A 20,145-nucleotide genomic window follows, 5' to 3' on the forward strand; every position below is an offset into this window, starting at 1 on the left:
CACCGCCGGGACCGGCCGGGCTCAGGCCGCCTCGGGCTCGCGCAGATCGAGCCAGTCGGCCCAGCGGGGGTCGGGCGCCCGGTGGCCGAGCACCCGCCAGGCGGTGCCCTTCGGGGGCGCGGGCAGCGAGTGCAGCCGCCAGCCCAGCTCGGCCGGGGTCTTGTCGCCCTTGGTGTGGTTGCACCGGGCGCAGGCGGCGACCACGTTCTCCCAGGCGTGCCGCCCACCGCGACTGCGGGGGAAGACGTGGTCGATGGTCTCGGCCGGCCCCCGGCAGTAGGCGCACCGCCATCCGTCGCGGGCGAAGATCGCCCGGCGGGACAGGCCCACGTGGGTGCGGTAGGGCACCCGGACGAACCGGGTCAGGCGGACCACCGAGGGCACCGGCAGGGCGTCCCGGGCGCTGTGCAGGACGCCGTCACCGTCGGCGACGCAGACGGCCTTGGCGGAGAGGACGAGGATCGCGGCACGACGCACCGACACGACACACAGCGGCTCGTAGGTGGCATTGAGGACCAGCGCACCGGAGCCCACCGCGGGTCGTATGTCAGGCATCGCGATCACCCTCCCGGTTCAGCGGGCCACCGCCGCGGCCGCCGACCGGAATCGGGCACGACGGCCCACACGGTCGACGCCGGTCGGATCACCGACGTCCGTTGCGCCAATAGTCCCTGATCGGACCCCAGATTGCACGTACTAATCCGGGGTCCCTCCGGAAGCGGTCCGCGGGCGTGGCAGGATGACCGGTTTTACCCTCGTCCGTTCACCGGTGCGTCACGCGCGAACGGGCGCCCGTCACCCGCCGGTGGGTCGGCGGCAGAGCAGCCGGCCCGTTGCGGTACGAAAGCAGGGTGAGTGCCGCCGGACTGATGCTTTCCGCCCTACCCGCCGCCAACGAGCCCGACTGCCAGGGCAGCACCTCCTGCCAGTGGCTGTTCAGCGTCACCAAGTCGGCCTGGTTCGCCGAGGGCAGCTACTGGATCCTGTTGAAGCCGCTGCGGGTGCTGCTGATTCTCCTGGTGGCGTTCGTGGCCCGCTGGGCGCTGCACCGGGCGATCAACCGGCTGGTGCGGACGACCACCGACGCCGGGGTGCCGACGATGCTGCGGCCGCTGCGCGAGCGGATCCCCACCGCGGCGGCCGAGCCCGGCGAGTTCATCCCGGAGCGACGGCGGCAGCGGGCCGAGGCCATCGGCTCGGTGCTGCGCAGCATGACGACGGCGTTCATCTTCGGCATCGCGCTGCTGATGATCCTGCGCGAGTTCAGCTTCGACCTGGCGCCGCTGCTGGCCAGCGCCGGCATCGCCGGTGTGGCCCTCGGTTTCGGCGCGCAGAGCCTGGTCAAGGACCTCATCGCCGGCCTGTTCATGCTCATCGAGGATCAGTACGGCGTCGGTGACACGGTCGACCTCGGCGAGGCGACGGGCGTGGTCGAGTCGGTCGGGCTGCGGGTCACCACCGTCCGGGACGGGCGGGGCGTGCTCTGGTACATCCGCAACGGCGAGATCATCCGCGTGGGCAACAAGAGCCAAGGCTGGGCGCTGGTGGTGGTGGACCTGCCGATCGGCTTCGCCGGCACCGAGGAGGCGACCGCGGTGCTGCGTACGGCGGCGGCCTCCGTCGCGGTCGACCCGGAACTGTCGCCGGAGATCGTCGAGGCGCCGGAGGTGCTGGGCGTCGAGCAGATGACCGTGGACGGCGCGGTGATCCGGACGGTGGTGAAGACGACCGCCGACGGTCAGTTCGCGGTGGGCCGGGAGTTGCGGCGCCGGTTGGCCGAGGCGCTGGAGAACTCGGGGATCACCGCGCAGATCGCCGCCGCCCGGCTCTTCCCGGGCCTACCGACCCGGCCGCCGGCCCCCGCCGAGGACGGGCGGGGCGGGGCCACCTGAGCCGGTTTCCGGCTGACCGACAATCCAGGGGGGTCGCGGCCACGCGGCCCCTCAGGTATCGTCCGTTCGTTCAGTCGGAGATGCGACCATCTATCCGTTCGCCCTAGCCAGTTGTCAGACGATCGGGCAGAATCCGGGGCACGCGTTCCCACCGATGCGTGCTGGCGTCCTCGCTGATCCCTAGTCCTGACGACAGTTCCCGGGGCCGACGCCGTCGAGAGTGGCGCCCTGGGGAACGATGGAGGCGACGGTGTCCGACGAGCGATCCTCAGCGGAAGGGCAAGCCACCTTCCACGAGGTCTTCGCCCAGCGGGAGTTCCGGGCGGTCTTCACGGCTGGCGCGCTGTCCTGGGTCGGCGACTACCTCGCCAAGGCGGCGGTGACCCTCCTCGTCTACCAGACGACCTCCTCCGTCGCGCTCTCCGCGGCCGCCTTCGCGGTCAGCTACCTGCCGTGGATGGCCGGTGGTCCACTGCTCGCGGCGCTCGCCGAGCGCTACCCCTACCGCCGGGTCATGGTCGCCTGCGACCTGATCCGGATGGTGCTGATGCTGATCATCGCCATCCCGGGCCTGCCGGTGCCCGCCGTGCTGGCGCTGCTCTTCCTCACCACCCTGGCCAACCCGCCCAGCCAGGCGGCCAAGTCGGCGCTGCTGCCGCAGATCCTCGCCGGCGACCGCCTGGTGCTCGGGCTGTCGCTCAACGCCAGCGTGAGTCAGGCCTGTCAGATCCTCGGCTACCTCATGGGCGCCGCGATCGGCTCGCTCAGCCCGGTCGCGGCGCTGCTGATCAACGCGCTCACCTTCGCCGCCTCGGCGGTCCTGGTCCGCGTCGGCGTCCGCGACCGGCCGCCGGCGCTCAGCCCGGCACACCGCACCCACCTGCTGCGGGAGACGGCCGAGGGCTTCCAGATCGTGTTCGGCACGCCGGTGCTGCGGGCGATCGCCGTGCTGGTGTTCAGCGCGATGCTCTTCTCGATCGTGCCGGAGGGGCTGGCCGCGGGCTGGGCCAACAGCCGTCCCGACGACAGGATCAACGCGGGCCTCGCGCAGGCCGTCATCATGGCCGCCACCCCGGTCGGGTTCATCCTCGGCGGGCTGCTGATCGGCCGGGCGGTCGGGCCGGCACGGCGGCTGGCCCTGCTGCGGCCGCTGGCGGTGATCGCCCCGCTGACCCTGGTGCCCGCCCTGCTCAACCCGCCGCCGTGGGTGGTGGCCCTGCTCGCCGCGGCCTGCGGTTTCGCCGTCGCCGGGATGCTGCCGACGGCCAACGGGCTCTTCGTCCGGGCCCTGCCGGACGCGTTCCGTGCCCGCGCCTTCGGTGTGATGGCCACCGGGGTCCAGGTCATCCAGGGCCTGTCCGTCCTGGTCACCGGTGTCCTCGCGGACCGCTTCAACATTCCGCGCGTGGTCGGCCTGTGGAGCATCGCCGGGGCCGTGCTGATGCTGGTCGTCGTCCTGCGGTGGCCGAGCCGGGAGACCGTGGACGCCACCGTGGCGGCGGCGAGCGCGGCGAACCGGGGGACGACCGGCCCCGAGGGCGTGACCGAGGTGCGGCCCCGCCCGAGCAACGACCCGGCGTCCGGACAACCGGGCGAGGGCGGCCGACGCCGGCACGCCGTCACCTGAGGGCCCACGGAGCCGGCCGGGCCCTGTGGGAGCCCACCGTGGCGCCGTGACCCGACGCACAGCCGTCGCCAGCCGTCCAGGCCGGTCCGCCCACGGAGCGCCTGGCAGGATGGAACGGTGAACCCCGCAGGCGAATCCGACCACGCCCGGCCGTCGATGACGCTCTTCGAGGCGATCGGCGGCGAGCCCACCTTCCGCAAGCTGGTGGACGAGTTCTACGCCGGCGTCGCCGCCGACCCGCTGCTGCGGCCGATGTACCCGGAGGAGGACCTGGGGCCGGCGGCCGACCGCCTGACCCTCTTCCTGATCCAATACTGGGGCGGCCCCAACACCTACTCGTCCCAGCGCGGCCACCCGCGCCTGCGGATGCGGCACGCGCCGTTCCGGATCGGTGCGGCGGAGCGGGACGCCTGGTTGCTGCACATGCGCCGGGCGGTCGATCGGCTCGACCTGCCCGCGGAGCACGCCACCGCGCTCTGGGACTACCTGGAGCGGGCCGCGTACTTCATGGTGAACGTGATGGAGGATCCGGCCTGACGGCCGGACGACGCGCACCGGCGGCGGTGGTCGCGGCCACCGCCGCCGTGCGGAGGTCAGAGCAGGGCGCCCTCGTCGTGCAGCCAGTCCACGAAGCTGGTCGCCACGGCGGCGCCACAGTCGAGCATCTCGACCAGGAGCGCGTCGTGCGTGCCGGCGCCCAGGGGCACCTGCAGTTCCGCGTAGATGGGCAGCTGCCCGCGCTCGGTCGGGTCGCCGATGTAGGCCTTGCAGAACCGGCGGGTGTGGTTCCACTCGTTGACCACCCGGTAGGCCCGGTCGGCCCAGTCGGGCGGGACCGTCGCGTGTGGACGCGCCCGCATGACCAGGATCTCGTCCTCCGGCCCCTCCAGGGTGACCAGCACGGCGTGCCGCTCCCACATGGCCAGCAGGTTGCCGTCGCCGTCGGCGAGATAGCGCACGTCGAGCAGGTCGAGCGCGTCGCAGACCCGGCTCAGCGTGACCGGCTCGACGGTGGCGGGCATTCCCGCGATCAGCGGGCGGTCGTTGGTCGTGCAGTCGTCTCCCGGCTGGCGCGGGCTCGGTGGCCCGACCCGGACGTTGTCCTCCACTGTGATCCCGCTTCGGCTCTCCGGATCGCCGCCGCCGGCCGGACCCGGGCGCCATGACCACCACGGCATCGCTCGCGCACCTCACTCCCCAGCGGATCCAGCCGCCTACCGTGCGTTGGATCCGAGGATGGACGGTACCCGGACAGCCGGGTTGAGGCATCCCCCCAACGGTCGCCCCAAACCAGAAGGACGACCGCGGGTCACCCGTTCGGACGACCCCCCAGGGGCGTCAAGGCGAGATCGGTGGCCTTCTGCGACCAGGCCGCTCCGTAAGGTCCCACCAACCCGACCCAACGGCTGGCGACGCGGACCTGGACGTCGGCCGCCGGACCGGCGGCATCGGCGGCCGGGGCGGACGCGTCGGCGGGCCGGGCGACACCCGGAGAACCGAGGAAGCCCATCCGGACCAGTCCCTGGACCAGCCGCTGCGACACCTCGATCGGCGCGCCGGGCGGATCGTCCGGGGTGACCAGCACGGCGACGTGGTCGAGCAGGGCGTCACGTAGGGCGCGCTGCCCCACCGCCCGGCCCGCCACCCCGTGCTCGGTGGCGTCGCGCAGGGCACCGGCGGCGGCGCGGGCGATCCGCCACACGTCCCCGGCGGGGATCGTCTCCACCCGCCGGCTGGCCGGTGGCGGAAGCGGCCAGCGCCACTCCCCGTCCCGCCGGGGCGGCAGCACCGGGCCGGACCGCTCCAGCTCGGCCAGCAGCTCGGCGGCGGCGACGGTGACGTCTCCCGCCCCCGAACCGGCGACCGTCCGGACCACCAGCACCTGCCACGGCAGCCGCGCCCAGAGCGCGGTGCGGCCGCCGTCGGCCGGGCGCAGCCGGACCGGAAGCGCCGGATCGAGCCGGACCAGGCGGGCCAGGAACGCCCCGGCGTCGGCGACCCCGGTGATCCCGTGCCCGCCGGCCACCACGCCGCCACCACCGCGTCCCGCCGGGCCGGCGGCGCCCCGCGTGCTCACGCGGCGCCGCCGGGGGCGTACCCGAGCAGGAACGCCCGCTCCTGATCAGTGATCCGTCGGGGCAGCTGACGGTCCAGGTCGAACGGGACGAGCACCGAACGCGCCCGACTCGCCAGCACCTCACCGTCGTAGAGCTCGTAGGCGACCGTGAACCGGGACGGCCGGATCTCCTCCACCCACAGCTCGATGCGTACGGTCGGGGCCACCTCGACGGTGCGCGGGCCGACGTCGTAGCCCACCGGGCGCAGGTAGTCGACCTCGTGCCGGCGGATCACCACGCCGGCGCCGAACGAGTCGACCCCAGCCGCCCGGGCACCGGCGAACATCAACGCCACCCGCGCCTCCTCGTAGAGCGAGAGGAAGCGCGCGTTGTTGACGTGGCCGAACGCGTCCAGGTCGGACCACCGCAGGGTGCAGTGGTAGACGAACCGGTCACTCACGGGTTGACACCCCGTCCGTCGTGCTCAGTCGCGGGTCAGCTTGCGGTACGTCACCCGGTGCGGCCGCGCCGCCTCGGCACCGAGCCGGTCGACCTTGTTCTTCTCGTACGCCTCGAAGTTGCCCTCGAACCAGAACCACTTCGCCGGGTTCTGGTCGTCGCCCTCCCAGGCCAGGATGTGCGTGGCGACGCGGTCGAGGAACATCCGGTCGTGCGAGATGACCACGGCGCAGCCGGGGAACTCCAGCAGCGCGTTCTCCAGGCTGGAGAGCGTCTCCACGTCCAGGTCGTTGGTCGGCTCGTCGAGCAGGATCACGTTGCCGCCGATCTTGAGCGTCAACGCGAGGTTGAGCCGGTTGCGCTCGCCACCGGAGAGCACCTTGGTCGGCTTCTGCTGGTCCGGTCCCTTGAAGCCGAACGCCGCGATGTACGCCCGGGACGGCATCTCGACCTTGCCCACCATCAGGTGGTCCAGCCCGTCGGAGACGACCTCCCAGACGGTCTTGTCACCGTCGAGGCCCTGCCGGTTCTGGTCGACGTAGGACAGCGAGACGGTCTCACCGACCCGGACGCTGCCGCTGGTCGGCTGCTCCAGCCCGACGATGGTCTTGAACAGGGTGGTCTTGCCGACGCCGTTCGGGCCGATGATGCCGACGATGCCGTTGCGGGGCAGCGAGAACGACAGGTTGTCGATCAGCAGCCGGTCCCCGAAGCCCTTGCTCAGACCCTGGGCCTCGATGACCGTGTTGCCCAGGCGCGGGCCCGGCGGGATCTGGATCTCCTCGAAGTCCAGCTTCCGGGTCTTCTCCGCCTCGGCGGCCATCTCGTCGTAGCGGTCGAGCCGGGCCTTCGACTTGGTCTGCCGCGCCTTGGCGTTGGAGCGGACCCACTCCAACTCCTCGGTGAGGCGCTTCTTCATCTTGGCGTCGCGGCGACCCTCGACGGCCAGCCGGGCCGCCTTCTTCTCCAGGTAGGTGGAGTAGTTGCCCTCGTAGGGGTAGGCCCGGCCCCGGTCCAGTTCGAGGATCCAGTTGGCCACGTTGTCGAGGAAGTACCGGTCGTGGGTGATGGCCAGGACGGTGCCGGCGTACTTGGCCAGGTGCTGCTCCAGCCACTGCACGCTCTCGGCGTCCAGGTGGTTGGTGGGCTCGTCGAGCAGCAGCAGGTCGGGCGCCTCCAGCAGCAGCTTGCACAGCGCGACCCGGCGGCGCTCACCACCGGAGAGCTTGGTGACGTCGGCGTCCGGCGGCGGGCAGCGCAGCGCGTCCATGGCCAGTTCGAGCTTGGAGTCGATGTCCCACGCGTCGGCGGTGTCCAACTCCTCCTGGAGCCGGCCCATCTCCTCCATCAGCTCGTCGGAGTAGTCCGTCGCCATCTGCTCGGCGATCTTGTTGAACCGCTCCAGCTTGGCCTTGATCTCGGCGACCGCCTCCTCGACGTTGCCGAGCACGGTCTTGGCGTCGTTGAGCGGGGGCTCCTGGGCGAGCATGCCGACGGTGAAGCCGGGCATGAGCCGCGCCTCGCCGTTGCTCGGCCGGTCCAGCCCTGCCATGATCTTGAGGAGGCTGGACTTACCGGCGCCGTTCGGGCCGACCACACCGATCTTGGCCCCCGGCAGGAAGTTCAGCGTCACGTTGTCCAGCACGACCTTGTCGCCGTGCGCCTTGCGCGCCTTCTCCAGGACGTAGATGAACTGGGCCACGGTGCGGGCTACCTCCGTCGGTTGCGATCGCGAGCTTGCGGGTGCGGGGCGCGGCCGGGACGTCCGCCCGCCGCCGCCGGCCGGGAGCCGGCCGCACGCACGCCGTCGTCAATCCTGACAGGTACGGGCCGCCGCGCCCACATCACCCCGCCCGGGGCAGCCACGGCGGGCCGGATTCCCGCCCGGACCGGTCGGCCGGCGCCCTCCCGGGGCCGGCGCGGAGACGGGAACGCGACCCACGGGATTGCCGCCATCGGCACCACGACCAGGCGCTTGTTGACAAGATCACCCTATGGGTTGGGCGGGCGCGGCGCGGGTAGGGAACTCCGGCACGGGGTCCCAGACGCCGCAGCTACGCTCAGTACGCTCATTCGCGGTTGACCCGTCAGCACCCGGAGGTGGCCGAACGTGACCGTCCGCAGCTCCTTTGTCGTAGTGGCGAACCGCCTGCCGGTCGACGAGGTGAGCACACCCGACGGGCGGCAGTGGCGACGCAGCCCCGGCGGGCTGGTGACCGCGCTGCACCCCGTTCTCGCCGAGCACCAGGGGACCTGGGTCGGTTGGGCCGGTGGCACCGGCGCCGCCCCCGAGCCGTTCGACCTGGAGGGCATCCGGCTGCACCCGGTGCCGCTGAGCGCCGAGGAGTTGGAGCGCTACTACGAGGGGCAGTCCAACGCGACCATCTGGCCGCTCTACCACGACGCGGTCGAGACGCCGGCCTACAAGCGCCGCTGGCGCGAGGCGTACCGGCTGGTCAACGCCCGGTTCGCGGAGGCCGCGGCGGACGTCGCGGCCGAGGGCGCGACGGTGTGGGTCCAGGACTACCAGCTTCAGCTGGTGCCGGCGATGCTCCGGGAGCTGCGGCCCGACCTGCGGATCGGGTTCTTCCTGCACATCCCGTTCCCGCCGATCGAGCTGTTCATGCAGATGCCGTTCCGCACCGAGATCCTGCGCGGCCTGCTCGGCGCCGACCTGGTCGGGTTCCAGCAGCGGCTGGCGGCGCAGAACTTCGTCCGGCTGGCCCGGCACCTGCTCGGGCTGCGCTACGAGGGGCAGATGATCCAGGTCGACGGCCGGCAGGTGAAGGCCGGCGCGTTCCCCATCTCGATCGACACGAAGGAGATGGAGCGGATGGCCGCCGACCCGGCCGTCCAGGCCCGGGCCAAGGAGATCCGTGAGGAGCTGGGCAACCCGAAGACGATCATCCTGGGCGTCGACCGGTTGGACTACACGAAGGGCATCGAGCTTCGCCTCAAGGCCTTCCGGGAACTGCTCGCCGACGGCAAGCTGAGCGTGCCGGACGCCGTCATGGTGCAGGTGGCCACCCCGAGTCGCGAGCGGGTGGAGCACTACCAGGCCCTCCGTGTCAAGGTGGAACGCGAGGTTGGTCGGATTAATGGCGAATTCGGCAGGGTGGGCGTGCCGGCGGTGCATTATCTGCATCAGTCGTACAGTCGCAGCGAACTCGCCGCGATGTACGTCGCCGCGGACGTGATGATGGTGACCCCGCTGCGAGACGGGATGAATCTGGTGGCCAAGGAGTACGTCGCGTCGCGCGCCGACCAGGGCGGCGCGCTCGTGCTCAGTGAGTTCGCCGGCGCAGCCACCGAGCTGCGCCAGGCATTTTTGTGCAACCCGCACGACCCTGACGCGGTCAAGGACGCCCTGCTTCGGGCCGTGCACGTGGAGAAGCCGGAGGCCCGCCGCAGGATGCGGACGATGCAGCGCCACCTACGAACCAACGACGTCGGCCACTGGGCCACGTCGTTCCTCACCGAGCTCGGCGTGCCGGAGGCGGAGGCCGCGTGAGCACGACCGTTTCCGGCGGCCCCGCCGTCGCCACCGGAGTCCTGGACCCCGAACTGCGGGCCGTCATCGGCCGGATCGCCCGGGTGCCCCAGCTCCTGATCGCCTGCGACTACGACGGCACGCTCGCGCCGATCGTCGAGGACCCGAGCAAGGCCGTGCCCCTTCCCGAGTCGGTGGCGGCGATCCGCGCGCTGGCCTCCCTCCCGCAGACCACCGTGGCCGTGGTCTCCGGCCGGGCGCTGCGCGACCTCGCCGCGCTGTCCCGGCTGCCCAGCGAGGTGCACCTCGTCGGCAGCCACGGCTCGGAGTTCGACATCGGCTTCGTCGAGCGGCTCTCCCCGGAGCTGATCGAGGTACGCACCCGGCTGCGCGACGCGCTGCGCGAGATCGCCGCGCTCCACCCCGGCATCCGCCTGGAGCGCAAGCCGGCGAGCGTCGCGGTGCACACCCGCGGCGTCGCCCCGGAGGTCGCGGCCGGCGCCATCGAGGCCGTCCGCAGCGGCCCCGCCACCTGGGAGGGCGTGACCGTCACCCAGGGCAAGGAGGTCATCGAGCTGTCGGTGGTCGCCACGCACAAGGGCACCGCCGTCGACCAGCTGCGCACCCAGCTCTCCGCCAGCGCCGTGCTCTTCATCGGCGACGACGTGACCGACGAGAACGCCTTCGGCAACCTCCACGGCCCCGACGTCGGCATCAAGATCGGCCCCGGCGAGACGAAGGCCGACTATCGGGTCGCCGAGCCCATCGAGGCCGCCCGCGCGCTCGGCCTGCTGCTGGAGACCCGGCGACACTGGCTCTTCGGCGAGCGGGCCGTGCCCATCGAGCGGCACTCCATGCTCGCCAACGGCCGCACCGTCGCGCTGCTGACCCCGGACGCCAAGGTCACCTGGCTGTGCCACCCCAAGCCGGACTCGGCGGCGATCTTCGCCGACCTGGTCGGTGGCAGCCCGGCCGGTCACTTCACCGTCGCCCCGGAGCGCGAGGGCATCCCGCTGGGCCAGCGCTACCGCAGCGGCACCATGACCGTGGAGACCCGCTGGTCCGGCCTCACCGTCACCGACTGGCTGGACCTGCCGGCGCAGGAGACCACGCCGGACGGCCCCGCGATCGTCTCCGGCGACTCGACCCTGGTCCGGGTGCTCACCGGCACCGGCCGAGCTCGGATCGAGTTCGCCCCCCGGCCCGAGTTCGGCCAGGTCGCCGTGCAGCTGCAACCCGTCGGCGACGGTCTGCTGGTGCTCGGCTCGAACGAGCCGATCGCGCTCTACGCCCCCGGCGTCGAGTGGGAGATCACCGCCGACGGCCCGTACGAGTCGGCCAAGGCGGTCGTCGACCTGCGGGCCGCGGGCGGGCAGGTCGTGCTGGAGCTGCGCTTCGGCACCCACAGCGTGGAGCACCACCGGGTGCCGGTGCACGAGCGCCAGGCCGCGGCCGAAAAGCCGTGGAAGGACTGGGTGGCCTCGCTGAAGCTGCCCAACACCGCCCGCGACCTGGTGGTCCGCAGCGCGCTGACGCTGCGGGGGCTCTGCCACGCGCCCACCGGCTCCATCCTGGCCGCCGCGACCACCTCGCTGCCCGAGGAGCTGGGCGGCGTCCGCAACTGGGACTACCGCTACTGCTGGCTGCGCGACGCCGCGCTCACCGCCCGGTCGCTGGTCGACCTCGGCTCGACCGAGGAGGCCGAGGGGCTGCTGCGGTGGATCGACGGCGTCGTCGAGCGCACCGGCGGGCACCCCGAACGGCTGCACCCGCTCTACACCGTCGACGGCTACGAGCTGGGCGCGGAGGCGGTCATCGACACCCTGCCCGGCTACGCCGGCTCCCGGCCGGTGCGGGTCGGCAACCTGGCCAACCACCAGCTCCAGCTGGACGTGTTCGGCCCGGTCGCCGACCTGATCGCCGCCGTGGCCGACCTGCGCGGCTCGGTACGCGAGACCGAGTGGCGGGTGCTGGAGTCGATGGTCGAGGCGGTCAGCCGCCGCTGGCACGAGCCCGACCACGGCATCTGGGAGGCCCGCCTCCCACCGCGGCACCACATCTTCTCGAAGGTGATGTGCTGGCTGACCGTCGACCGGGCGCTGCACGTGATGCGCCAGCACGGCGGCGAGGACCGGCCGGAGTGGGTGGAGCTGCGCGACCGCATCGCCGACAACGTGCTGGAGCACGGCTGGCACGAGCACGCCGAGGCCTACAGCGTCGCGTACGGGGACGAGGACATGGACGCCTCGTCGCTCTGGATCGGCCTCTCCGGGCTGCTACCGGGTGACGACCCGCGCTTCCTCTCCACCGTCCTCAAGATCGAGGCGGACCTGCGCAGCGGCCCAGTCGTCTACCGCTACCACTGGGACGACGGCCTGCCCGGCCGCGAGGGCGGCTTCCACATCTGCACGGCGTGGCTGATCGAGGCGTACCTGCGGACCGGCCGGCGCACCGACGCCGAGGAGCTGTTCACGCAGATGATCGACACCGCCGGGCCGACCGGGCTGCTCCCCGAGCAGTACGACCCGCTGGCCGAGCGCGGGCTGGGCAACCACCCGCAGGCCTACAGCCACCTCGGTCTGATCCGCTGCGCCCTGCTGCTGGACAACATGCTCAAGCAGTGACCTGAGCACGACGGCGGGTGGGCGTAGGTCGGCGGCGACCACGTCGGCGGCCACCGCGCCCAGCGTCGACCGGAGCACCCGCTGGCCGGTCGTCGTACCCTCCTGGACCACGGCCGCCGGGGTGTCCGCCGGCCGGCCGTGAGCCAGCAGCGTGTCGGCGATCGCGGCCAGGTTCTTCAACCCCATCAGGATCACCAGCGTGCCGCGCAGGGCCGCGAGGGCGTCCCAGCGCACCAGTGAGTCGGGCGAGTCGGGTGCGACGTGCCCGGAGACCACGGTGAACTCGTGCGCCACGCCCCGATGCGTCACCGGGATGCCGGCCGCCGCCGGCGCGGCGACCGAACTGGTCACACCGGGCACCACGGTCACCGGCACGCCCGCCTCCGCGCAGGCCAGCAGCTCCTCCCCGCCACGACCGAAGACGTACGGGTCGCCGCCCTTGAGCCGCACCACGGACGCCCCCGCCCGGGCCCGGTCCACCAGGATCCGGTTGATCTCCTGCTGCGTCCGGGCCGGTCCGTACGGGATCTTGGAGGCGTCCACCAGCTCCACGTCGGCGCGCATCTCGTCCAGCAGCAGCCCGGGCACCAGCCGGTCGGCGACCACCACGTCCGCCTCGGTGAGCAGCCGCCAGCCCTTCACGGTGATCAGTTCGGGATCGCCCGGCCCGGCGCCGACCAGGGCCACCCGGCCGCCCACCACGGGCGTCGGACCCCGTCCGGCGGCCGGGTCGGTGGCCGGGGCCGGCCGGGCCTCCAGCAGCTCGCGGATCGCGTCCCGGACCGTCATCGCCCGGCGCGGGTCGCCCCCGCCCAGCACGGCGACGGTGACGGGCCCGTGCCGGGTCACCGCCGGCGTCCACGCGGTGGCGGCGTCACGGTCGTCGGCGCGTACGCAGAAGACACGCCGATCGGCTGCGGCGGTACTGACCGTCGCCGCGGCGACCGGGTCGTCGATCGCCACCTGCACCAGCCAGGCGCCGTCCAGGTCGTCGGGCTCGAACCGGCGCGGCGTCCACCGCAGGCGCCCGGCGTCGAGGTGGGCGCGCAGGGCCGGGGTCAACTCGGGGGCGACCAGCAGGACGTCCGCGCCGGCGTCCAGCAGCGCCGGCACCCGTCGGGTCGCGACCGCTCCCCCACCCACCACGACCACCCGCCGTCCGGCGAGACGCAGCCCGAGGGGGTACGGGTTGACGCTCACGCCGCGGCCCCGCCGACCCGCTCCGCGACGCGGAACCCAGGCCGCCCCGCGACGCGGAAACCGGCCCGCCGCGCGACGGCGACGTCGGCCCGCTCGGCGACGCGGGAGAGCACGCCCGTCCGGCCGGTCACTTCTCCGCCACGCCGGCGGAGTCGAAGGTGGCGACCTCGTGCAGCACCCGCACCGCGCCGGTGACGACGGGCAGCGCGAGCAACGCGCCGGTGCCCTCGCCGAGGCACAGCCCGAGGTCGATCAGCGGATCGAGGCCGAGCCGGCGCAGCGCCAGCGTGGCGCCCGGCTCGGCCGAGCGGTGCCCGGCGACCATGGCGCCGACCGCGTCCGGGGCGAACGCGGCGGCGGCGAGCGCGGCGGACACCGCGATCACCCCGTCCAGCAGCACCGGCACCCGGTGGGCGGCGGCGCCGAGGATCAGCCCGGCCAACGCGGCGTGCTCCAGACCGCCGACCGCGGCCAGCACACCCAGCGGGTCCGCCGGGTCGGGCCGGTGCCGCTCCAACGCCGCGCGGACCACGTCGACCTTGCGGGCGTACGTCGGGTCGTCCACCCCGGTGCCCCGCCCCGTCGCGGCGGCGGCGTCGGCCCCGGTGAAGGCGGCGATCAACGCGGCGGCGGGTGTCGTGTTGCCGATGCCCATGTCACCGGTGAGCAGGATGCCGGCGCCGGCCGCGACGAGGTCGTCGGCGACCCGGATGCCGGTCTCCACGGCAGCGCGGGCCTCGTCCCGGGTCAGCGCGGCGGTCACCGTGAGGTCCCGGGTGCCCGGCCGGACGGTGGCGCTCACCAGCCGGGGCGTGGCCGGGTCGAGCGGCGCCGTGGCGTCACCGGGCGCGGCGGGGACCGGGGTGGCCACCCCCACGTCGACCACGGTGACCGCGGCGCCCGCCTGCCGCGCGAACGCGTTGACCACCGCGCCGCCGGCCAGGAAGTTGCCGATCATCTGCGCGGTGACCTCCTGGGGCCACGGGGACACGCCCTGGGCGTGCACCCCGTGGTCGCCCGCGAAGATCGCCACGGCGGCCGGCGCGGGCAGCGGCGGCGGGCAGTGCCCGGCCAGGCCGGCGAGGCGTACGGACAGCTCCTCCAGGGCACCGAGCGAGCCGGCCGGCTTCGTCAGCCGGCCGTGCAGTTCCCGGGCGGCGGCCATCGCGGGCTCGTCCGGCGGTCGGATCGCCGCGATCGTGGTCTCCAGCATCATGCCTCCAGAATCTCGCCCAGTATCCCGATGAACGCGTCGGTGGTGGCCCGGTCGCGGACCGCGATCCGCAACCAGTCCGGCCCGAGGCCGGGAAAGGTGTCGCCACGGCGTACCGCCCAGCCGCGCTCGCGCAGGGCGGCCCGGAGGGCGGCGGCACCGGGCCGGTGGATGAGGACGAAGGCGCTGGCCGGGGGCCCGACCACGCGTACGCCCGGCAGGTCGGCGAGGCGGGCCACCAGGTGCTCGCGGTCGGCGGCGAGTTGCCCGGCGATCGCGCGCTCGGCCTCGACCGCGACGGGCGTGGCGCAGGCCGCGGCGGCCGCCAGGGCGGGGGTGGAGACCGCCCAGAGCGGCTGGACGGCGGCGAGCCGGGCCAGCAGGTCCGGCTCGCCCAGCAGGTAGCCGACACGCAGGCCGGCCAGCCCCCACGTCTTGGTGAGACTGCGGATCACCAGGAGCCCGGGCAGATCACGGCGGCCGGCGAGGGACTCCGGCTCGCCGGGGTGGCCGGGCCCACGGGTGGTGTCGGCGAACGCCTCGTCGACCACCAGCACCCGACCGGGCCGGGCCAGCGCGGCGAGGGTGTCGGCCGGGTGCAGGACCGAGGTCGGGTTGGTCGGATTGCCGACCATCACGAGGTCGGCATCGGCGGGCACCCGGGCCGGGTCGAGGCGGAAGTCGTCGGCCGGGTCGAGGAGCACGCGCTCGACCGGGTGTCCGGCGGCGCGCAGCGCGGCCTCGGGTTCGGTGAACTGCGGGTGCACCACGACCGGCCGGCGCACCCCGCGCAGCGCCTGGGCCAGCAGCACGAACCCCTCGGCGGCGCCGGCGGTGAGCAGCACCTCGTCCGGGGTGCGGCCGTGCCGGGCGGCGACGGCGGCCCGTGCGGGCGTCGGGTCCGGGTAGCGGGCCAGGTCGGTCAGGGTGGCGGCGATCGGCGCGGCCAGCCAGGGCGGCAGCGGCGCCCGGCGCACGTTGACCGCGAGGTCGACGAGGCCCTCGCCCACCTCCGCGTCGCCGTGGTGCGCGAGGTCGGGCCCGTCCACGCGCGCCGGATCAGGGCCGGGACGCGCTGGTGCACCGCTCGGCTGACCACGCATGTCCGCGATCCTGCCGGGAAGGCGGCGTACGGGACAGCCGATCACGGCGTGGGACGCGTCACGACCGCTCCCCCGTCCGCCCGTTTATGAATTCTTCTCATTTCCGAATCGGAAATGTCATAGCTTGACCCTGTGAGCAACCGACCCCTTGCTGCCGCTGGTCGTGCCGTTCCTCTCCTCCGCGCCGGACTGATCGCCGGCATCGTGATCGCCGCCGTCGCCTATCCCGTGGTCGCCTTCACCGGGCTGGGCGCGAAGGCCACGGTGCACGCCATGGAACACAAGACCAAGCTGTTGACCACCGCGCTCCCCGCCGAGACCTCCTACCTGTACGCGCCGGACGGCAAGACCGTCCTGACGATGTTCTACGAGGAGTACCGGCAGTACACGAAGCTGTCGGACATGTCCCCGAACATCCAGCAGGCCATCGTGGCCGCCGAGGACTCCCGCTTCTACCAGCACAAGGGCGTGGACCCGAAGGGTGTCGCCCGCGCGTTCGTCGCGAACGCCCGCTCCAGCGGGGTGTCCCAGGGTGCCTCCACGCTGACCATGCAGTACGTCCGGATGGCCCTGCGGGACAGCGCCAAGACCCCCCAGGAGGTCCAGGAGGCCACCCAGCAGACCAGCCTGCGCAAGGTCAAGGAGATGCGGATGGCGCTGGACCTGGAGAAGGAGATGAGCAAGGAGGACATCCTCGAGCGCTACCTCAACTCCGCGTACTTCGGTCACCGCGCCTACGGCATCTACGCCGCCAGCGAGATCTTCTTCTCCAAGACCCCGAAGGACCTCACCCCCGTCGAGGCGGCCACCCTCGCCGGGCTGGTGAAGTCGCCCAGCGAGTACGACCCGGCCACCTCCGACCAGAAGGACGCCACCGGTCGCCGCAACTACGTGCTGGACCGGATGACCCAGCTTGGCTACCTCTCGCCCGACGCCGCCGCCGCGGCCAAGTCCGAGCCGATCCGGCTGAAGCTCACCTACCCGCCGAACGACTGCGCGGCGATCCCCGAGAAGTACAACAGCTGGGGCTTCGCCTGCGACTACCTGAAGAACTGGTGGAGCGCGCAGCCCGCGTTCGGCGAGAACCGGCTGGAGCGGATGGACAAGCTGCGCCGCGGTGGCTACCGGATCGTCCTCAGCATCGACCCGAAGGTGCAGGAGGCGGCGGAGAAGAACCTCGGCGCCGGCACCGGCAGCCCCTTCGCCAACGGCATCGTGGTCTCCGAGCCCGGCACCGGGCGGGTGAAGGCGATGGCGGTCAACCGGACGTACTCACTGAACCTGGCCGACAACCCGCAGAGCTCCAACCCGGAGGCCGGGCCGAAGGTGAAGGCGAACTACCCGAACACGGTGGCGCCCCTGCTCGGCGGCGGTGACCTGCCGGGCTACCAGGCCGGATCGACGTTCAAGATGTTCCCGATGCTCGCCGCGCTCAACGCCGGCATGCCGCTCTCCACCTCGTTCAACGCCCCGCACCGGTACAAGTCATCCGTCTACGACGGCTGGGCGCCCTCCAACGCCAGCGGCGCGATGACCGGGCAGCAGACCATGTGGTCCGGCTTCGGCAAGTCCGTCAACACATACTTCGTCTGGCTGGAGGAACAGGTCGGCGCGGACAAGGCGGTCCGGCTGGCCGAGCAGCTGGGGCTGCGCTGGCGCACCGACGTCGACCGGGAACAGGCCTCGCCCGGGAAGGCCAAGAAGTGGGGCGCGTTCACCCTGGGCGTCTCCGACGCGACGCCGCTGGAGATGGCGAACGCGTACGCGGCCATCGCCGCCGACGGCCGCTACTGCGAGGCGATCCCCGTGCAGGCGATCATGAACCGGGACGGCACCCCGACGACGTACGCCACCGCGTCCGGCATCACCCGTGAGGTCGCCAAGCCGCGCTGCCGGCAGGTGGTGAACGCGGACGCCGCGCGGGCCGCCACCGACGCGGCCCGCTGCCCGACCGGCGACACCCCGGCCCGCGGCGGCTGCGGCGGCTGGTCGACGGCGGACAGCGTCCGGGGCACCGTCGGGCGACCGGTGGCCGGCAAGACCGGTACCACGGACAGCACCCGGTCCGCCTGGTTCGTCGGCTACACGCCGGAGCTGGCCGCGGCGAGCTTCATCTCCGACCCGGACAACCCGTTCAACGCGGTCGGTGACGGACAGTCCCAGATCCCGATCGCCGCGGTCGCGGAGACCCTGCGCGACGCCCTCAAGGGCAAACCCACCCGCCAGTTCAACCCGCCCTCGGACGCGATGGTCGGCTGACGGCCCGCGCTGCCCGCGGCCCGCACCGCCGAACCCTGTTGATCACGAGGTTCGCGTGAATCCGGACGCGAACCTCGTGATCAACTGCGCGGTGCGGGGCGTCGGTCAGCGGAGGTCAGCGGAGACGAAGGACCAGAGTTCCAGGTCGACGCGCGCGCCCCGGACGTAACCGGCGTTGCGGAGCAGGCCTTCGTAGCTGAACCCGGCCTTCTCCGCCACCCGCCGGGACGCGGTGTTGCCCGGCGCCACCCGCAACTCGACCCGCTGGAACCCGTGCTCCAGGATCAGCGCGATCGCCACCGCGTCCACCGCCTCCGCCGCCAGGCCGAAGCCCCGGGCGTGCGGTGCCATCGCGTACGACACCTCGGTGAGCCGCGCGCCCCAGTCGGTACGCCGCGTCCACAGGCAGCCCACCAGTTGGCCGTCCTCCCGGCGGACCACCCCGTAGTGGTCGCCGTCGCCGCTGTCCCGGCGCTGCCGCGCCAGCTCGGTGCACCAGGCGTGCCCGTCGATCGGGCCGGAGTCGTCGGCCAGCGGCAGCCACCGCCGGGTCAACTTGTCGGCGAAGATCTCCCCGGCCACCGCCGCGTCCGCCGCCACGAGCTGCCGCACCTCCGTGCGCGGCGTCGAGACCGTGAGCGCCGGAAACCGGCGTACGGCGATCTGACCGGTCACGCCGGCACCCCGTCCGAGTCGGCGTGCACCGCCTCCGGGGCCGGCTCGCCCAGCGCCGCCGTCACCAACCGCGTCGCGATCTCGGGGTAGCCGGCCCAGTGCAGGGCGAGCTGGGACGCGTGCACGTTACGCCAGACGAAGCCCTCCGGGGCCCCGCCCGACCAGGTCCACGCCGCCCGCTGGCCGGCGCGCGGGGTGAGCACCGCCCGGTGCTCCTTGTGCCCCACCAGCACCGCGCCCTGAGCGGCCACCACGCTCTCCGTGGCGGCCGTCGCCTCCCGGTAGCCCACCACCAACCCGTCACGGGTGGCGCCGACCGCGTCCAGCACGCCGCACATCGGCAGCCCGTCCAGCTCCCGGGCCAGCCAGAGCAGACCGGCGCCCTCGGCGATCACCGGCCGCCCGGTGCGGGCCAGCTCGGCCACGGCGATGCAGAGCTTGCGGTTGGCGGACAGCTGCTCGGCGTACGCCTCGGGAAGCCCACCACCCACGACCAGCGCGCGGGTGCCCGCGGGCAACGCCTCGTCGCGCAGCGGGTCGATGGTGATCACCTCGGCGCCGGCCGCCCGGAGCAGCTCGGCGGTCTCCGGCGGGCTGAAGCTGCCGCCCGGCGCGCCGGCCAGCGCCACCACCGGGCGCGTCGCCGCGGCCACCGGGGTGCCCAGCACGTCCTGCGGCGACCAGGCGGTGGTCGGCAGCGGCGGCGCGGAACGGGCCAATCCGAGCAGCCGGTCCAGGTCGACCGTGGCGGCGACCGCCTCACCCAGCCGGCGGACGGCCCGTTCGCCCTCCGCGGACCCGCCGATCGCCGGCAGCACGCCCAGCCGGCGGCTCGGCAGCACCGGGGGCAGGTCCTGGCGGCGCAGCGCGCCGTAGACGGGCACGTTGATGTCGTCGAGCGCCTCGCGGAGCATCGCCTCGTGCCGGGACGAGGCGACCCGGGTGAGGATCACCCCACCGAGCCAGAGCTGCTCGTCGAACGACCGGAAACCGTGCACCAGGGCGGCCGCCGACTGGCCCATCGCCGCCACGTCGACCACCAGCACCACCGGGCTGCGCAGCGCGGTGGCCACCGCCGCCGTCGAGTCGCGCTCCGGGTGGCCGGTGACGCTGTCGTACAGACCCATGCTGCCCTGGACGAGGGCGAGCTCGGCGCCCGCGGCACCGTGCGCGAGCAGCGGCGCGAGCCGGTCGGCACCGACCAGCCGGGGGTCGAGCGAGCGACCCGGCCGGCCGGAGGCGAGCCCGAGGTAGGCGGCGTCGACCTGGTCGGGCCCGAGCTTGAACCCGGCGACCCGCAGGTCGCGGTCCCGGAGCGCGGCGAGCAGCCCGATCGCCAGCGCGTTCTTGCCGTGCCCGGAGGACGGCGCGCTGAACACCAGGCGCGGCACGACGGTCATCATCGACTCCTCGTGGGCGACGGGGGACGCGGCGGGGACCACGGCAGCGGTCCGCCCGGTGACCATACCGGTCCGCGCCGGCGGGCGAGCACTTCCGCACGGGCCTGTCGCGGGTCTGCTACCGGGCCGTCGCGGACAGTGGCTCC

At 73.4% G+C, this 20,145-nt stretch carries 16 protein-coding genes and 1 pseudogene; 6 read left to right on the forward strand and 11 right to left on the reverse strand.

Annotation, left to right across the window (positions count from 1 at the left end; genetic code table 11):
* Positions 1-21: 21 nt before the first annotated feature.
* The gene (locus ACIBTV_RS10865; protein ID WP_091599477.1) at positions 22-555 is read right to left on the reverse strand and encodes an HNH endonuclease; all 534 of its coding nucleotides are present in this window, start codon (positions 553-555) and stop codon (positions 22-24) included.
* A gap of 314 nt (positions 556-869) precedes the next feature.
* On the opposite strand from ACIBTV_RS10865, the gene ACIBTV_RS10870 reads away from it, so the two are divergent.
* From ACIBTV_RS10870 to ACIBTV_RS10880, 3 genes are all read left to right on the forward strand, one after another.
* The gene (locus ACIBTV_RS10870; protein ID WP_396704016.1) at positions 870-1,892 is read left to right on the forward strand and encodes a mechanosensitive ion channel family protein; all 1,023 of its coding nucleotides are present in this window, start codon (positions 870-872) and stop codon (positions 1,890-1,892) included.
* Between the two features lie 238 nt (positions 1,893-2,130).
* Positions 2,131-3,519 (forward strand): MFS transporter, encoded by a 1,389-nt coding sequence (locus tag ACIBTV_RS10875; RefSeq protein WP_396703813.1) that lies wholly within the window; start codon positions 2,131-2,133, stop codon positions 3,517-3,519.
* 156 nt (positions 3,520-3,675) lie between these two features.
* Complete coding sequence (locus tag ACIBTV_RS10880) at positions 3,676-4,056, forward strand: globin (RefSeq protein ID WP_396704017.1); 381 nt, start codon at positions 3,676-3,678, stop codon at positions 4,054-4,056.
* A gap of 56 nt (positions 4,057-4,112) precedes the next feature.
* Here ACIBTV_RS10880 and ACIBTV_RS10885 read toward each other — a convergent pair whose 3' ends face one another.
* The 4 genes from ACIBTV_RS10885 to ettA form a co-directional block, all read right to left on the reverse strand.
* The gene (locus ACIBTV_RS10885) at positions 4,113-4,697 is read right to left on the reverse strand and encodes a YbjN domain-containing protein (RefSeq protein ID WP_396703814.1); all 585 of its coding nucleotides are present in this window, start codon (positions 4,695-4,697) and stop codon (positions 4,113-4,115) included.
* Positions 4,698-4,828: 131 nt separating this feature from the next.
* The gene (locus tag ACIBTV_RS10890; protein WP_396703815.1) at positions 4,829-5,596 is read right to left on the reverse strand and encodes a hypothetical protein; all 768 of its coding nucleotides are present in this window, start codon (positions 5,594-5,596) and stop codon (positions 4,829-4,831) included.
* Positions 5,593-6,036, reverse strand: coding sequence for an acyl-CoA thioesterase (locus tag ACIBTV_RS10895; RefSeq protein WP_396703816.1), 444 nt, complete (start codon positions 6,034-6,036; stop codon positions 5,593-5,595). Before ACIBTV_RS10895 ends, ACIBTV_RS10890 begins: the two co-directional genes overlap by 4 nt.
* A gap of 24 nt (positions 6,037-6,060) precedes the next feature.
* Positions 6,061-7,737 carry an energy-dependent translational throttle protein EttA gene (ettA, locus tag ACIBTV_RS10900; RefSeq protein ID WP_091595776.1) on the reverse strand — a complete coding sequence of 559 codons (1,677 nt, stop codon included), beginning with the start codon at positions 7,735-7,737 and terminating at the stop codon, positions 6,061-6,063.
* A gap of 408 nt (positions 7,738-8,145) precedes the next feature.
* Here ettA and ACIBTV_RS10905 point away from each other — a divergent pair, with 408 nt between their 5' ends.
* Positions 8,146-9,546 carry a trehalose-6-phosphate synthase gene (locus ACIBTV_RS10905; RefSeq protein WP_396703817.1) on the forward strand — a complete coding sequence of 467 codons (1,401 nt, stop codon included), beginning with the start codon at positions 8,146-8,148 and terminating at the stop codon, positions 9,544-9,546.
* Positions 9,543-12,149, forward strand: a complete 2,607-nt coding sequence (gene otsB / locus ACIBTV_RS10910; RefSeq protein ID WP_396703818.1) for a trehalose-phosphatase — start codon at positions 9,543-9,545, stop codon at positions 12,147-12,149. The genes ACIBTV_RS10905 and otsB overlap by 4 nt, the downstream gene beginning before the upstream one ends.
* A gap of 3 nt (positions 12,150-12,152) precedes the next feature.
* Here otsB and cobA read toward each other — a convergent pair.
* The 4 genes and pseudogenes from cobA to cobC all read right to left on the reverse strand — a co-directional run.
* Positions 12,153-13,349, reverse strand: a pseudogene (cobA, locus tag ACIBTV_RS10915) (uroporphyrinogen-III C-methyltransferase); the annotation flags it as partial.
* On the reverse strand, positions 13,346-13,480 hold the full coding sequence (locus ACIBTV_RS10920) for a hypothetical protein (RefSeq protein WP_396703819.1): 135 nt from the start codon (positions 13,478-13,480) through the stop codon (positions 13,346-13,348). The gene ACIBTV_RS10920 and the pseudogene cobA, both read right to left, overlap by 4 nt.
* Complete coding sequence (gene cobT, locus ACIBTV_RS10925) at positions 13,477-14,562, reverse strand: nicotinate-nucleotide--dimethylbenzimidazole phosphoribosyltransferase (protein ID WP_396704018.1); 1,086 nt, start codon at positions 14,560-14,562, stop codon at positions 13,477-13,479. Before cobT ends, ACIBTV_RS10920 begins: the two co-directional genes overlap by 4 nt.
* Positions 14,562-15,665 (reverse strand): Rv2231c family pyridoxal phosphate-dependent protein CobC, encoded by a 1,104-nt coding sequence (gene cobC / locus ACIBTV_RS10930; RefSeq protein ID WP_396703820.1) that lies wholly within the window; start codon positions 15,663-15,665, stop codon positions 14,562-14,564. Before cobC ends, cobT begins: the two co-directional genes overlap by 1 nt.
* Positions 15,666-15,797: 132 nt before the next feature.
* Between cobC and ACIBTV_RS10935 the strand changes: the two genes are divergently transcribed.
* The gene (locus ACIBTV_RS10935) at positions 15,798-17,924 is read left to right on the forward strand and encodes a transglycosylase domain-containing protein (protein WP_396703821.1); all 2,127 of its coding nucleotides are present in this window, start codon (positions 15,798-15,800) and stop codon (positions 17,922-17,924) included.
* Between the two features lie 105 nt (positions 17,925-18,029).
* Here the strand turns inward: ACIBTV_RS10935 and ACIBTV_RS10940 are convergent, their stop codons facing one another.
* Together ACIBTV_RS10940 and ACIBTV_RS10945 are read right to left on the reverse strand one after the other, a co-directional pair.
* Complete coding sequence (locus ACIBTV_RS10940) at positions 18,030-18,599, reverse strand: GNAT family N-acetyltransferase (protein WP_396703822.1); 570 nt, start codon at positions 18,597-18,599, stop codon at positions 18,030-18,032.
* The gene (locus ACIBTV_RS10945) at positions 18,596-19,999 is read right to left on the reverse strand and encodes a cobyrinate a,c-diamide synthase (RefSeq protein ID WP_396703823.1); all 1,404 of its coding nucleotides are present in this window, start codon (positions 19,997-19,999) and stop codon (positions 18,596-18,598) included. The genes ACIBTV_RS10940 and ACIBTV_RS10945 overlap by 4 nt, the downstream gene beginning before the upstream one ends.
* Positions 20,000-20,145 lie beyond the last annotated feature (146 nt).

It is taken from the genome of Micromonospora sp. NPDC049366 (genome assembly GCF_044466625.1).
Taxonomy (GTDB): domain Bacteria; phylum Actinomycetota; class Actinomycetes; order Mycobacteriales; family Micromonosporaceae; genus Micromonospora.

Excerpts from the sequence above, each read along its gene's own strand:
- ACIBTV_RS10865 (WP_091599477.1), bottom strand. The coding sequence starts at position 555 with ATGCCTGACATACGACCCGCGGTGGGCTCCGGTGCGCTGGTCCTCAAT.
- ACIBTV_RS10870 (WP_396704016.1), top strand. The coding sequence starts at position 870 with ATGCTTTCCGCCCTACCCGCCGCCAACGAGCCCGACTGCCAGGGCAGC.
- ACIBTV_RS10875 (WP_396703813.1), top strand. The coding sequence starts at position 2,131 with ATGGAGGCGACGGTGTCCGACGAGCGATCCTCAGCGGAAGGGCAAGCC.
- ACIBTV_RS10880 (WP_396704017.1), top strand. The coding sequence starts at position 3,676 with ATGACGCTCTTCGAGGCGATCGGCGGCGAGCCCACCTTCCGCAAGCTG.
- ACIBTV_RS10885 (WP_396703814.1), bottom strand. The coding sequence starts at position 4,697 with ATGCCGTGGTGGTCATGGCGCCCGGGTCCGGCCGGCGGCGGCGATCCG.
- cobT (WP_396704018.1), bottom strand. The coding sequence starts at position 14,562 with ATGCTGGAGACCACGATCGCGGCGATCCGACCGCCGGACGAGCCCGCG.
- cobC (WP_396703820.1), bottom strand. The coding sequence starts at position 15,665 with ATGCGTGGTCAGCCGAGCGGTGCACCAGCGCGTCCCGGCCCTGATCCG.
- ACIBTV_RS10945 (WP_396703823.1), bottom strand. The coding sequence starts at position 19,999 with ATGACCGTCGTGCCGCGCCTGGTGTTCAGCGCGCCGTCCTCCGGGCAC.